The sequence below is a fragment of the Nonomuraea sp. NPDC049624 genome, assembly GCF_040675255.1.
Lineage (GTDB): Bacteria > Actinomycetota > Actinomycetes > Streptosporangiales > Streptosporangiaceae > Nonomuraea.
In genome coordinates this window covers 765,757-778,383 of record NZ_JBFAOR010000004.1, presented here as the reverse complement: position 1 = coordinate 778,383, position 12,627 = coordinate 765,757, and the positions used below count along the sequence as shown (strand labels likewise).

Annotated in this window: 14 protein-coding genes and 1 tRNA gene; 8 read left to right on the top strand and 7 right to left on the bottom strand. The window is 73.5% G+C overall.

Features of this window, described 5'->3' with window-relative positions; genetic code table 11:
* The first annotated feature begins 25 nt into the window (after window positions 1–25).
* The 4 genes from AB0J76_RS19950 to AB0J76_RS19935 all read left to right on the top strand — a co-directional run bounded on the left by AB0J76_RS19950 (window position 26) and on the right by AB0J76_RS19935 (window position 2,320).
* Window positions 26–733 (top strand): hypothetical protein, encoded by a 708-nt coding sequence (locus AB0J76_RS19950; protein WP_352329878.1) that lies wholly within the window; start codon window positions 26–28, stop codon window positions 731–733.
* 41 nt (window positions 734–774) lie between these two features.
* Window positions 775–1,323, top strand: coding sequence for a GNAT family protein (locus AB0J76_RS19945; RefSeq protein ID WP_352329880.1), 549 nt, complete (start codon window positions 775–777; stop codon window positions 1,321–1,323).
* 130 nt (window positions 1,324–1,453) lie between these two features.
* On the top strand, window positions 1,454–1,885 hold the full coding sequence (locus tag AB0J76_RS19940) for a hypothetical protein (protein WP_352329882.1): 432 nt from the start codon (window positions 1,454–1,456) through the stop codon (window positions 1,883–1,885).
* A gap of 30 nt (window positions 1,886–1,915) precedes the next feature.
* On the top strand, window positions 1,916–2,320 hold the full coding sequence (locus AB0J76_RS19935) for a nitroreductase family deazaflavin-dependent oxidoreductase (RefSeq protein ID WP_364390070.1): 405 nt from the start codon (window positions 1,916–1,918) through the stop codon (window positions 2,318–2,320).
* 3 nt (window positions 2,321–2,323) lie between these two features.
* Here AB0J76_RS19935 and AB0J76_RS19930 read toward each other — a convergent pair whose 3' ends face one another.
* Window positions 2,324–3,136 (bottom strand): LysR family transcriptional regulator, encoded by an 813-nt coding sequence (locus AB0J76_RS19930; protein ID WP_364390068.1) that lies wholly within the window; start codon window positions 3,134–3,136, stop codon window positions 2,324–2,326.
* A 74-nt stretch (window positions 3,137–3,210) separates the two neighbouring features.
* On the opposite strand from AB0J76_RS19930, the gene AB0J76_RS19925 reads away from it, so the two are divergent.
* Both AB0J76_RS19925 and AB0J76_RS19920 read left to right on the top strand, forming a co-directional pair.
* On the top strand, window positions 3,211–3,579 hold the full coding sequence (locus tag AB0J76_RS19925; RefSeq protein WP_352329854.1) for a PH domain-containing protein: 369 nt from the start codon (window positions 3,211–3,213) through the stop codon (window positions 3,577–3,579).
* A 66-nt stretch (window positions 3,580–3,645) separates the two neighbouring features.
* Window positions 3,646–4,797 (top strand): hypothetical protein, encoded by a 1,152-nt coding sequence (locus AB0J76_RS19920; RefSeq protein WP_352329856.1) that lies wholly within the window; start codon window positions 3,646–3,648, stop codon window positions 4,795–4,797.
* Between the two features lie 14 nt (window positions 4,798–4,811).
* Here the strand turns inward: AB0J76_RS19920 and AB0J76_RS19915 are convergent, their stop codons facing one another.
* Both AB0J76_RS19915 and glgA read right to left on the bottom strand, forming a co-directional pair.
* Window positions 4,812–5,180, bottom strand: a complete 369-nt coding sequence (locus AB0J76_RS19915; protein ID WP_352329858.1) for a hypothetical protein — start codon at window positions 5,178–5,180, stop codon at window positions 4,812–4,814.
* 5 nt (window positions 5,181–5,185) lie between these two features.
* The gene (gene glgA / locus AB0J76_RS19910) at window positions 5,186–6,361 is read right to left on the bottom strand and encodes a glycogen synthase (protein WP_352329860.1); all 1,176 of its coding nucleotides are present in this window, start codon (window positions 6,359–6,361) and stop codon (window positions 5,186–5,188) included.
* A gap of 235 nt (window positions 6,362–6,596) precedes the next feature.
* On the opposite strand from glgA, the gene glgC reads away from it, so the two are divergent.
* On the top strand, window positions 6,597–7,832 hold the full coding sequence (gene glgC, locus AB0J76_RS19905; RefSeq protein WP_352329862.1) for a glucose-1-phosphate adenylyltransferase: 1,236 nt from the start codon (window positions 6,597–6,599) through the stop codon (window positions 7,830–7,832).
* Between the two features lie 218 nt (window positions 7,833–8,050).
* Here the strand turns inward: glgC and AB0J76_RS19900 are convergent, their stop codons facing one another.
* Window positions 8,051–8,350, bottom strand: a complete 300-nt coding sequence (locus AB0J76_RS19900) for a hypothetical protein (RefSeq protein ID WP_352331161.1) — start codon at window positions 8,348–8,350, stop codon at window positions 8,051–8,053.
* Between the two features lie 292 nt (window positions 8,351–8,642).
* On the opposite strand from AB0J76_RS19900, the gene AB0J76_RS19895 reads away from it, so the two are divergent.
* On the top strand, window positions 8,643–9,980 hold the full coding sequence (locus AB0J76_RS19895; protein WP_364390065.1) for an amidase: 1,338 nt from the start codon (window positions 8,643–8,645) through the stop codon (window positions 9,978–9,980).
* 129 nt (window positions 9,981–10,109) lie between these two features.
* Here AB0J76_RS19895 and AB0J76_RS19890 read toward each other — a convergent pair.
* The 3 genes from AB0J76_RS19890 to AB0J76_RS19880 form a co-directional block, all read right to left on the bottom strand.
* Window positions 10,110–10,185, bottom strand: a tRNA-Pro gene (locus tag AB0J76_RS19890).
* 222 nt (window positions 10,186–10,407) lie between these two features.
* The gene (locus AB0J76_RS19885) at window positions 10,408–11,496 is read right to left on the bottom strand and encodes a mechanosensitive ion channel domain-containing protein (RefSeq protein WP_352328432.1); all 1,089 of its coding nucleotides are present in this window, start codon (window positions 11,494–11,496) and stop codon (window positions 10,408–10,410) included.
* 87 nt (window positions 11,497–11,583) lie between these two features.
* The gene (locus AB0J76_RS19880; protein ID WP_352328431.1) at window positions 11,584–12,534 is read right to left on the bottom strand and encodes a tripartite tricarboxylate transporter substrate-binding protein; all 951 of its coding nucleotides are present in this window, start codon (window positions 12,532–12,534) and stop codon (window positions 11,584–11,586) included.
* Between the last annotated feature and the right edge of the window lie 93 nt (window positions 12,535–12,627).

Here is a 12,627-nt window from a genome sequence, read left to right as displayed (position 1 = left end):
CGGCGGCGGCCGGCACCGTCGCCCCGTGCCCACGTCCCTGCCGCCGGACGCGCCCATGCTCGTGCTGGCCACCCCCGGCGGCACCGGCGGCGTCGCCGAAGAGATCGCGGCCGTGGTGCGGGTCGACAACCCGCAGATCGAGGTGCGGCTGACCGCCGTCGCCGACCTGGCAGACTCGCTGCCCGCGGGCCGCGACGCCGTCGTGGTGCCCCTGCTCACCTGGGACGACCCGGTCGTCATGGCCGAGATCGGGAAGGCCATCGCGGCCGCCGGCTCCGGCGCGGTCGCCACCGAGGCGCTCGGCCCCCACCCGCTGCTCGCCGAGGCCCTGCACATCAGGCTCGCCGAGCGCGGCCTGGCCAGGGCCGACCGGGTCCGCCTGCTCAACGTCTCCAGCCCCGTCGACGCCGTCATCCTGGGCACGGTGGGCGGCGAGCGCGCGGTGCACGCCGTCCAGGCCACGGCCGTGCTGCTGGCCTCCAGGCTCACGCTGCCGGTCGTCGCCGCCTCGCTGGACAGCGAGCCCGGCGTGGACGTCGCCGCCCAGCGCCTGCGGGCCGCCGGGGCCGAGCGGCTGGCCATCGCGCCCTGCCTGATCGGTCACGAGGCCCCGGCGGAGGTCGTCGAGCGCGCCGCCGCCGCCGTCGAGGCCGGTCACGCCGAGCCGCTCGGCGCGCACAGCGCCGTCGCCGAACTTGTCGCGCGGGCTTACGGCAGTCAGCTGGCGACTTGACACCCTTGTAAAGATCGCTACAGTCGCGTTACCTTCTGCGCATGCGGCGCGTGACGGTCATCGGCGAGCGAATCGGACTTCGTGACCTCACCGACGCCGACGTCGTCCCGCTGCACTCCGTCTACGGCGATCCTGCGGCCACGCAGCACATGCCGTTCGCGCCGCGCAGCGTGCAGGAGGTCGCCGCCCTGGTCGGCCAGGCCATGGAGGCGGCCGCCGCCGAGCCGCGCCGCCTCTACGTGCTGGCCGTCGTGGACGCCGACCGGCGGCACGTGATCGGCGTGGCCCGCCTGAAGATCGACCCCGACCTGCCCCACAGCGCCGAGATCGGCTTCGGCCTCCATCCCGACCAGTGGGGCCGCGGCATCGGCACCGACCTGGTGCGGCTGCTGCTGTCGTTCGGCTTCAAGCAGCTCGGGCTGCACCGCGTCTGGGGCGCGAGGTCGCCGGCCAACCTGCCCGCCCAGCTCGCCATGCTGACGGCCGGCATGGTCGAGGAGGGACGGATCCGGCACCACGTGCACACCCCGCACGGCTGGCGCGACTCCATCGTGCACGCGGCGATCCAGGACGAATGGACCGAGCGCTAGCGGCGCCGAGCGGCCCGGGCGGTGGACGGTGAGTGGCGCCGAGCGGCCCGGGCGGTGGACGGTGAGTGGCGCGCCGCGGAATTGTCGGTGGCACGTCCTACGATGAGCCTCCTCACGGAGGGATAGCCGCATGCCTGACTCGCTGATCGTGCCCCTGTTCGTCACCACCGACCTCCCGCCGCACGCGGACCTGGCCGAGTTCGGTGAGCTGCTGGCCCGCACGGCGCGGATGCTCGGCCCCGGCGGCAGCGAGGCGGTCCTGTCCGGCACGGTGTTCTGGCTCGACCGGCCGGTGCTGCCGGGGCAGCGGCCCGCCGCCGACGACGAGCTGCGCTTCGCCGGGATGCTCGGCCATCTCGTCACGTCCGGGCCCGGCGTCCGCGAGGTGGTGGCCGGCGTGCGGCGGGCGATCGGCGCGGCGGTGACCGAGCGCTACGGCGACGTGGGCGCGGCGCCCGCCGTGTTCGCGATCCGCGACCGCGACGTGCGCGAGCGCACCCCCGACTCGGCCCTCCCGATCGACAGCCGGCGGGCCGCCGAGCTGGTCGGCGCGGCACGGTGAGGACCACCCCGCGCGGGGTAGTCCAGAGGCATGCTCTATGGCAAGGAACACGTGCAGCGCTATCAGGCCACCGACGGCGCGGAGGGGCACGACTGGAACAACACCACCGTCCTCCTCCTGACCACCAAGGGGCGTAACTCCGGCAAGCCGTACACCACGCCGCTGATCTACCAGCGGTTCGGCGACGACTACCTCGTGGTCGCCTCCAAGGGCGGCGATCCCGAAGATCCCCAGTGGTACAAGAACCTGCTGGCCCATCCCGACGTCGAGGTGCAGGTCAAGGGCGACAGGTTCAAGGCTCGCGCCCGCACCGCCTCGGAGGAGGAGAAGCCCGAGATGTGGCGGACGATGACCCGCACCTGGCCCCAGTACGACGAATACCAGGAGAAGACCGACCGCCGGATCCCGGTGGTCGTGCTCGAACGCGCCACCTAGGCGTCAGTCCTCCAAGGGCACCAGGGCCTCGTCGGCCTCGGGGAGCCAGGAGCCCGGCGGGCGGCGCAGCCAGTGGCGGGCCCGTCCCAGCGCGGCGAGGCCCGGGTGCCGCAGGCCCTTGGGATGAACCAGGTTCTGCAGGCCGAGCGGCACGGGCTCGGCCAGCGGCCTGTTCACCGCGCCCGGGATCCCGCCGATCCCCACACTGGCCAGCACCGGCTCGCGATGGCGGCGCAGGTAGTGCCCCATCTCCGCGGCCCCCTCGGGCGCGGCGTGCGGCCGGGCCAGCCGCAGCCCGAACGCCTCGGCCAGCCGCTCCCCCAGGTCGCTCCACTCCCGCGTGCCGGCGTTCCCGGCCATGACGTCCAGCGGGAAGGCGGCCAGCGCGCCGAGCGGCACGGCGTCCAGCTCCGCCAGCGGGTGGTCCCGCGGCAGGAGCACGGCCAGGGGCTGCAGGCGCACCGGGACCTGGGCCAGCCGGGCGCGCACGTCCGCGGGCAGCCCGGCGAAGCGGCCGAACGACACGTCGAGCCGTCCGTCCAGCATCGCCGCCGCGCCCGCGGCCAGGCCACCGTGGAAGCGGGCCAGCATCTCGGCGCCGGGGGCCAGTTCCCGGGCTCTGACCAGCGGCTCGGGCAGGTCGGGGCCCTGCATGGGGACGTCCACGAGCAGCGGGCGACCGGCGCCGGCCACGTCGGCGACGACCTCGTCGTGCAGCGCCAGCAGCCGCCGTGCCCCGCTCCGGCCCAGGTCCGCGCGCTGTTCGGGCTGCCGCAGCCGCCCGGCGCGTGCGGCTGCCTGCTCGACCTCCCGCACGACCCTTCCGCCCACCCGCCGGGGCCCTGAGCCCGGGGCGGAACGCGGGAGCCCGTCCCGTTCGTTGGCCGGGCATGGCTGACATCCCCTACGACCGTAAAGAGCAGTTCAAGCAGATCGAGAGCGGCCTGCTCCCCGGCGAGCAGATCATCGCCGTCTACGACGCGATCGGGGCGGGCACCGGGTTCCTGGGGCTCACCGACCGGCGGGTGATCGTGCAGGACAAGTCGTTCGTGGGCAAGCGGATCGCGATCACCAGCATCCCCTACTCCAAGATCTCGGCGGTGAGCGTCGTCAGCAACAAGTCGCTGGCCGGCGGGTTCTTCTCCTCGGGCGCCATCGCCATCCACGTCGGCACGCACACCTACGAGGTGGACTTCCGCGGCGACAACAAGGCCCACCACGTGCACAACGTCATCCTCCACTACATTTCGCAGGGCTGATCGGCGTCACGCGTGGTCTCCTGGGCAGGGTGAGCGTATTCTGCCGATGATCACGAAGGGGGCGAGGTGCGGCGTTCCGTACGTGCCCGCGTGGCCGGTCTCGGCGTGCTGCTGACGCTTCCGGCCTGCGCCGGGCCTCCCGGGCGGGACGTCCCGTCCGCTCCAGCGGTGAGTCTCACGGTCCAGGCCCGCTGCCCCCGGCCCGGCGGCGACGACCTGCGCGCCGAGCCCGTACGGTCCCCGTGGCGGACGGTCCCGGCGGGCGACGGGCACGGCACGCTCGACCGGCTCGCGGTCGCCCCCGACGGGGCGGTGTGGGCGGTGCGTTCCGTCCAGCGCGAGACGTCCGCCGGGATGGAGACGACGTCCGGCGGGCTGGGCCGGTGGGACGGCGCGCGCTGGCGCACGTACGCGCTGCCGTCCCGGATGACGGTCACCGCGGTCGGGGCGGTCTCGGGCGAGCGGGCGTGGGCGTTCGGGACCGGCGACGACGAACGTCCCGGCCTGGTCGCCGCCGTCGCGGACGACGACGTGAGCGCCGCCACGCCGCTCAAGGAGGGCTCCTCGGCCATCGGCCTGCACGGCACCGCGGCGAGCGGCCCGTGGGCCGTGTCCGGGCGCGACGCGCTGCGCTGGGACGGCTCGGCCTGGCGCGCGTACCGGCTGCCCGCCCCGGCGCGGGCTCTCGGCGGCGAGGGCGCGGACGTGTGGACGGTCGGCCAGACCGCGCACGACCCCGCCGCCCGCTGGAACGGCGTCGCGTGGCAGGCGGTGCACCTGCCCGAGCCAGGCGCGCCCGACGGCGCGCGGTCGGCCCGCACGGAGCTCGGCGACGTGGCCGTGCTCGGGCCGGACGACGTGTGGGTGGTCGGCGGGGTCTCCTGGTTCCCGCCCGACGAGTACGACGAGCAGGGCGAGCCCCTGGAACGCCGCCGCCCGCTGGCGCTGCACTGGGACGGATCGGCCTGGCGGTGCCGCTGGGGCCCGGAGGGCGCGGCCTTCACCGAGGCCGAGCCCGACGGCCGGGCGGGCCTGTGGGTGCTCGACTCGACCCGCTCCCGGCTGCACCACTACGCGGCCGGCCGCTGGACGACGACGACCGTGCGCGGCACGGTCACCGCCCTGGCCCGCCGCCCCGGCACGACCGAGGTGTACGCGGCGGGCTGGACCGGCCCCGAGGGCGACCTGACCAGGCCCGCCCTCTGGCTCACCCGCTGACCCGCCGCCACCCCCTACATGCAGGTGAAGCCGTTGGGGGCGGCCCGGCAGAAGTCGCGCAGGTCGCGCAGCCAGGAGGCGGTCGCCGAGTAGTTGAGCGCCAGGTCGTCGCGGTGGAGGCGGTGGTCGTCGGGCTCCTCGGTCACCTCGCCGTCGAGCCGGACCCGCCCGTGCTCGGGCAGGCCGTCGAGGTAGTCGTCGAGGAAGGCCGCGATGCGGCTCGCGTCGGCGCCGGTGAGCGTCATGCGGCCGTTGAAGCCGAGCAGGCACGCGGTCTCGGGGTCGAGCACCCGCGCCTCCTCCAGCAGGGACAGGGTCGGACGCCAGTTCCAGGCGTTGACGCTCAGGCAGCCGCCCTCGGGGGTCTCCAGATCCCAGCCCAAGACGTTCAGTCCCGGCGCAGCGAGGCGTAGAGGTCGAGAGTGCGCCGGGCGATGCGCTCCCAGGAGAAGTGCTCGACGGCCCTGGCCCGCCCGGCGCGGCCCATCTCGGCGGCCCGCGCCGGGTCGGCCAGCAGCGCGTTGACCCGCTCGGCCAGGTCGGCGGCGAACGCCTCGGGGTCGTGCGGGGTGCCGTCGGGGCCCTGGTCGATCGGCACCAGCAGGCCCGTCTCGCCGTCGGCGACGACCTCGGGGATGCCGCCGGTCGCGGTGGCCACCACCGGCGTCTCGCAGGCCATGGCCTCCAGGTTGACGATGCCCATCGGCTCGTAGACCGACGGGCAGACGAAGACCGAGGCGTGCGTGAGGAGCTGGATGACCTCCGGCTTGGGCAGCATCTCCGAGATCCACAGCACGCCGTCGCGGTCGAGGCCGCGCACCAGCCCGGTCACCTCGGCGGCGATCTCCGGCGTGTCCGGCGCGCCCGCGCACAGGACGAGCTGGGCCGCCGGGTCGAACGAGCGGGCGGCGTGCAGGAGGTGCACCAGGCCCTTCTGCCGGGTGATGCGGCCGACGAAGATCACGTAGGGCCGGTCGGGGTCGACGCCGTGCTTCTTCAGCACGTCGAGGCCGGGGTCGGGGGCGTACTGGGCGGTGTCGATGCCGTTGTGGATGACGGTGACCCGGCCGGGCGGGATCTCGGGGTAGGCGGCCAGCACGTCGCGGCGCATGCCCTCGCTGACCGCGATCACCGCGTCGGCGGCGGCCAGGGCGGTGCGCTCGGCCCACGACGAGACCGTGTAGCCGCCGCCGAGCTGCTCGGCCTTCCACGGGCGCAGCGGCTCCAGGCTGTGGGTGGTGACGACGTGCGGCACGCCGTGGAGCATCTTGGCGACATGCCCGGCGAAGTTGGCGTACCAGGTATGGGAGTGGACGACGTCCGCGCCCTCGCAGGCGGCGGCCATCTCCAGGTCGACGCCGAGCACCTGGAGGGCGGCGTTGGCCCGCTCCAGGCCGCCGGGCACCCGGTAGGCCGACACGCCGGGCTCCTCGCGATCGGCTCCGAAGCAGCGCACCCGGACGTCGGCCAGCTTGCGCAGCTCCCTGGCCAGGTACTCCATGTGCACCCCGGCGCCGCCGTAGACGTCCGGCGGGTACTCCCTGCTGAGCAGATCAACACGCATGCCCACGACCTTACGACGCGCCGGGCCCGCCACCCGCCAGCGAGCGGCATGTTTTGCGCCGACCATCAACTCCGGCACCGCACTTGTGAACCGTCGCAAGCATAGGGAACACATCGATACAGCCCAATGTCGGTAAGTCCGGCCCCTGCTCAACGCGGATAAGTCAGGACACGGCGGCACAGCACAGTGCGCGGTTTCGTCGATAGATCGGCCATTTACGGGTAGCGTCCTGGACATGAGGTCCCGGAGGGTGCTTGCGGTTGTGCTGGCAGGTGGAGAGGGCAAGAGGCTCATGCCGCTCACGGCGGATCGGGCCAAACCGGCGGTGCCGTTCGGGGGGATGTATCGGCTGATCGACTTCGTGCTGTCGAACCTCGCGAACGGCGGCTTCCTGAAGATCGTGGTGTTGACCCAGTACAAGAACCACAGCCTCGACAGGCACGTCTCCCGTACCTGGCGGCTGTCGGCGATGCTGGGCAACTACGTCACGCCCGTGCCCGCCCAGCAGCGGCTCGGGCCGCGCTGGTTCTCCGGTTCTGCGGACGCGCTGTTCCAGAACCTGAACCTGATCTACGACGAGATGCCCGAGCACGTGATCGTGTTCGGCGCCGACCACATCTACCGCATGGATCCGCGGCAGATGGTCGAGCAGCACGAGGACTCGGGCGCGGACGTGACGGTGGCGGCGATCCGCCAGCCGCTGTCGCTGGCCGACCAGTTCGGCGTGATCGAGACCGATCCCGAGGGCCGCCGCATCGTGGCCTTCAGGGAGAAGCCGAAGGACGCCGTGGGCCTGGCCGACTCCCCCGACGAGGTCTACGCCTCGATGGGCAACTACGTCTTCAAGACCCAGGCCATGATCGACGCGCTGCGCGAGGACGCGCTCGACCCGACCAGCAAGCACGACCTGGGCGGCAACATCATCCCGATGCTGGTCAAGTCCGGCGGCGCGGACGTCTACGACTTCAAGAACAACATCGTGCCCGGCTCCAGCGAGCGCGACCGCGGCTACTGGCGCGACGTGGGCACCCTCGACGCCTACTACGAGGCCCACATGGACCTCATCTCCGCCCACCCGATCTTCAACCTGTACAACGACAAGTGGCCGATCTTCACCGGGCACGACCCGCTGCCCCCGGCCAAGTTCGTGCACAATGACGGCGACCGGGTGGGCCGGGCGATCGACTCGCTGGTCTCCCCCGGCGTGATCGTCTCGGGCGGCATGGCGATGCGCTCGATCCTGTCGCCGAAGGTCGTGCTCCACTCGCACTCGCTGGTGGAGGACTCCGTGCTGATGGAGAACGTCAAGGTGGGCCGGGGCGCGATCGTGCGCAAGGCGATCATCGACAAGAACGTGGTGATCCCCGACGGCGCGCGCATCGGCTTCGACCTCGACTACGACCGCACCCGCTTCGCGCTGACCCGCGGCGGGGTCGTGGTCATCGGCAAGAACGAGATCGTCGACCGTTAGGGCGCGGGCGGGCCGGTCCCCGCCCGGGGCCGGCCGGGTACCGGGCGGCGGCGGTCCGGATCAGCCCCGGCCGCGCGCGAGTGTGCTCATCGCGTGGGTGGACGGGGTCCGGGCCCCGGCCGGTCGGCGGGGGCGTGGCAGCGCCGGGCGCCGCGGGGCGCCCGGCAACGCAGGATCCCGGGCCGCGCACGGCGCGGCCCGGGTCAGGAGATGCGACCTCAGATGCCGGCGCCCACGCCCAGGCCGTACGCCCAGCCGCCCGGCCAGTAGCCGCGGCCCGGCCAGTAGCCCCAGTTGTAGCCGTCGTGGGGACGCCCGTAGTAGTCCCTGTGGTGCTCGCAGGCGTCGGCGTCACGGTGTCCGGCGGACACGCCCCACGGCGTGATGCGCAGCGCGGTCGAGTCGTCGGACGTGCTCAGGTCGCACTTCTCGTGGTGGACGTTGGCGTTGGCCGCCCCCGCCATGCCGAACAGCGCGGCGACGGCGAAGCCGCCGGCCACGATGAGCTTGGCTTTCATGATTCCCCCTGGATCACGAAGTGACATCGCTGATCACTGTACGTAATCGCCTCCGTACCGCCGTGTAACGCCACGCCAGGAAAGGACTCGGCGCTTTCCGGTGCCACCCCGGCGAAGTCCGGCCTTCTCCGGCCACTCCGGAAGCCCCGCCGCGGCGCCAGAACCCGGCTTTCTCCGGCGGAAGCCCCGCCGCGCCCCCTGGAAGGCCCGTCGGCGGGCCGGGACGCGTAGTCTGCTCCGCACGCCCGTCCGTTCACGGCGGGGTCGCCGTGAACCGTCCGGAGAGGACCTCATGCCGCCCACACCGCCCGGCCCCTTCACCGGCCGCTCCGTCACCGACCTGGCCCGTGACCTGCGCGCCGGCCGGACCACCGCCGCCGAGCTGGCCAGGCTGGCGCTCGACGCGGCCGTCACCCTGGACCCCGCGCTCGGCGCCTTCGTCACCGTGGACCCGGTGGGCGCGGCGGCCGCCGCCCGGCGGGCGGACCAGGAGCTGGCCGCGGGCGCCGACCGCGGCCCGCTGCACGGCGTGCCGGTCGCCGTGAAGGACCTCATCGACGTCGCGGGGCTGCCCTGCACGATGGGGTCGCGGCACTTCGCCGGCCACGTCGCCGAGTCCGACGCCGCCTGCGTGACGCTGCTGCGCCAGGCCGGGGCGGTGATCGTCGGCAAGACCACGACCCACGAGTTCGCCTACGGCCCCACCGGCGACCGCTCGGCCAACGGCCCCTCGCGCAACCCGCGCGACCCCGGGCGCATGTCCGGCGGGTCGAGCGGCGGCAGCGCGGCGGCCATGGCGGCGGGCATGGTGCCGCTGGCGATCGGCACCGACACGGGCGGGTCGGTGCGCATCCCGGCCGCCCTGTGCGGGATCGCCGGGTTCAAGCCCGCCTACGACGCGATCCCGGCCGCCGGGGTGTTCCCCCTGTCCCGGACGTTCGACCACGTCGGCGTGCTGGCCGCCGGCCCGCTGGACTGCCTGATCGCCTACCGCCAGCTCGCGACCGGCGGGCCGCCGCCCGCCCGTGACGGTGCCGGTGAGGCGGCGGTGCGGGTGGGGTGGCTCGACCCCGCCGTCCTGTCGCCCTGCGATCCGCGCGTCGTGGAGGTGGCGCGGGCGGCGGCGGGCGCGGGACCGGCGGAGGTCCGGCTGCCCGGGGAGCTGGCCGAGGCGCTGCGGGAGACGTACGCGACGGTGCAGGGCGCGGAGGCGTCCGCCGTGCACGCCGACCGGATGGCCAGGGCGCCCGAGCTGTTCGACCCCGAGGTGCTCGACCGGCTGCGCGCGGCCATGGACCTGCCCGCCTGGGCCTACGTCAAGGCCCTGGACGAGCGGCCCGCGCTGGCCGCCGCGGCGGAGTCGCTGTTCGACGACCATGACGTGCTGGCGCTGCCGGCCGTGCCGCTCGTCGCGCCGCCGCTGGAGCAGCGCCAGACCGAGCTGGACGGGCGGGCCGTCGCCGTCCGGGCCGCGCTGCTGGCCCTGACCAGCCCGTGGAACGTGCTCGGCCTGCCCGCGCTGACCGTGCCGGCCGGCTCGGTGGACGGGCTGCCGGTCGGGTTGCAGCTCGTCTGCCGGCCCGGCCGGGAGGAGCTGCTGTTCCGGGTGGCCGGCTCACTGGCCGGCTGAGGAGAAGGGTGAGCCCCGGGCCGGCCCGGCGCAGGCCGGACCCGGGGGCGGGGGCTCGTGTCCGGCCGGGGGGCGCCATTCCCGTCGGCCAGGCCGAAGCCCACGGCCCTTTTCTTTCAGGGCCGTACGTCCGAGTGGCAGGATTCGAACCTGCGGTGCTCCTGCTCCCAAGGCAGGCGGGCTGACCAAACTGCCCCACACTCGGCCATGAAATCAACGAAGCCGCCCCGGCGGAGGCCCGGGACGGCTTTCCTGGTCGATTCTCCGCGGAATCACCGGAAAAGCCTTGGCCGCAGCTCAGGCCGGTTGCCGGACGGCCTGGAGTGCCGAGGTCCGCGCATGGCCGCCGCCTTTCTCGTGGTTTCGTCGAATGTCGCTCCGGAACGAGATCAACGGTAGACCGGGGGCCGCCGGAAATGCCACGTATTTATCGCCGGTCGCGGTCCTGGTCGTTGGTCCAGGCCACCCCGGCGCGCGTTTCCGGGGCCTCGACGCGGAACCGGGGAAGGGCGTCCGGGTAGTTGTCGCGGACGAAATTGACGAGGAATTCGCGGACGTCGCACTTGAGGTCCCAGGAGGAGGGCGAGTCGGCGGCGCTCATCAGGGCGCGCAGCTCGACCAGGCCGTTGGGCAGCACGTCGGTGACCTGGAGCGTCCAGTCCTTCTGGTCCCACAGCGGGTTGCCCTGGAGGAACTCGTACAGGGCCTCGCGCAGTTTGGGCACCGGCACCGCCCAGTCGACCCGCAGGAACACCACGGCGAGCACCCGGCTGCCGTGCCTGGTCCAGTTCTCGAACGGGTTCTGGGTGAAGTAGGAGACGGGCAGCACCAGCCGCCGCTCGTCCCACAGGCGCAGCACCACGTACGTGAGCGTGAGCTCCTCGATCCTGCCCCACTCCTCCTCCACCACGACCACGTCGTCCAGCCGCAGCGCGTCGCTGAAGGCCAGTTGCAGCCCGGCCAGCATGTTGCCGATGGTCGGCTGGGCCGCGATGCCGACGATGGCGCCGGCGATGCCGGCCGAGGCCAGCAGCCCGGCGCCGAGCGCCCGCACCTGCGGGAAGGAGAACAGCATGGCGCCGAGCGCGATGACGATGATGACCGCGGCGGCGATGCGGCGCACCAGCGCGATCTGCGTCCTGATCCGCCGCGCCCGGCGGTTGCGCTCGCCCTCGACGAGCACCAGCCGGTCGAGCACGACGTCCGTCAGCGCGTACGTGGCCTGGATGATCAGCCAGGTCACCGTGCCGATGGTGGCCAGGCCGATGACCCGGTCCACCGACTGGGCCAGGCCGCGCTCGTCGGCGGTGTCGCCGAAGATGCCGGGGGCGAAGACCAGGTTGCAGGCCACCGTGGCGGCCACGCAGAACGCCGGCCAGGTGCAGTGCTCGACCAGGTGGCGGGCCAGCGCCCATTTTCGTCCTACCCGGATCAGCACCCGGCGGACCACCTCCACCAGGAGCACCGCTCCGATCACCGAGATGACGAGGATCGGCCAGGCTGCCGGCGACTGCACGTTTCGCGCCCCCTATGTCGTAGAACGTCGCTTCAAGGTCACATTGCCCTCAAGCGCCACTCCATACGCACGGACACGCCGTTTCGGCTAGTGGCCGTTGCCGCAACTGCCCCAGCACGTCGTGGCTCTGGTGCTGGCCAGCAGCCCGAGATCGCGCAGCACGGCCTGGGTGCGCTCGACCTCGGAGGTCAGCCAGAGCCGGAAGTCGTCCCCGCTGAGGGGGATCGAGATCCACCCCGCCCTCCGGCACGCCCGCCGCCACGAGGCCGAGGAGGTCACCTCGTCGCACATGCGCACGGCCGACTCCCTGCTGTCCTCCGGCATGTTCTCGGGCCCGACGGCCGCGGCCCAGTCCGCGAAGTCCACCCGGACGCCCGACTCCAGCAGGGTCGGCACGTCGAGCCCCGGCACCCGGCGGGCGCAGGAGACGGCCAGGGCCCTGACCCGGCCGCCGCCGATGGCCGCGCGCCAGTCGCCGAGCAGGCCGGCCGCGGCCGCCGCCTTGCCGCCGAGCAGCGCCGAGACGGCTTCGTGGCTGCTGGGGTAGCCGGTGTAGTCCATCTGCCTGGTGTCGGCCCCGAGCCCCTTGGCGATCAGGCCGAACAGCAGGTGGTCCGGCTCGCCCTGCGGCCCGCCGGCCAGCATCGTCCCGCTCGGGTCGGCCCGCAGGTGGGCGCCGAAGTCGTCGAAGTCGGCGAAGCGGGAGTTGGCGGGCACGACGACGACCTCGACGTCGCCGGTGAGCCTGGACAGCGGGGTCGAGGTGTCGAGCAGCGTCTGCCCGTTGTTCAGCTCGGAGGCCGCCAGCGCGGGCAGGCCGGTCACGGTGATCCGCGTGCCGGTGGGCGACGCGCCGACGCCCGAGGCGCGCGCGGCGGCGGCGAACGCCTCGCCGACCCGGGCCCAGCGGTCGCCGCCCGCGACGATCGAGAACCGCCCCCTCGCGCCGGCCGGGCCGCCGGCGACGTGTTCCGTCCCGCATCCGGCCGCGCACGCCGCCGCGCCCAGGGTCCATGCCAAGAACCGCCGACGGCGCATCCGCCCTCCCCCGACCTTCGCGAGTACCGCCATTACCTGAAGTTATTGACAGTTCACTCGCTGTTACACATCGGGATACGGTTAACCGAAATT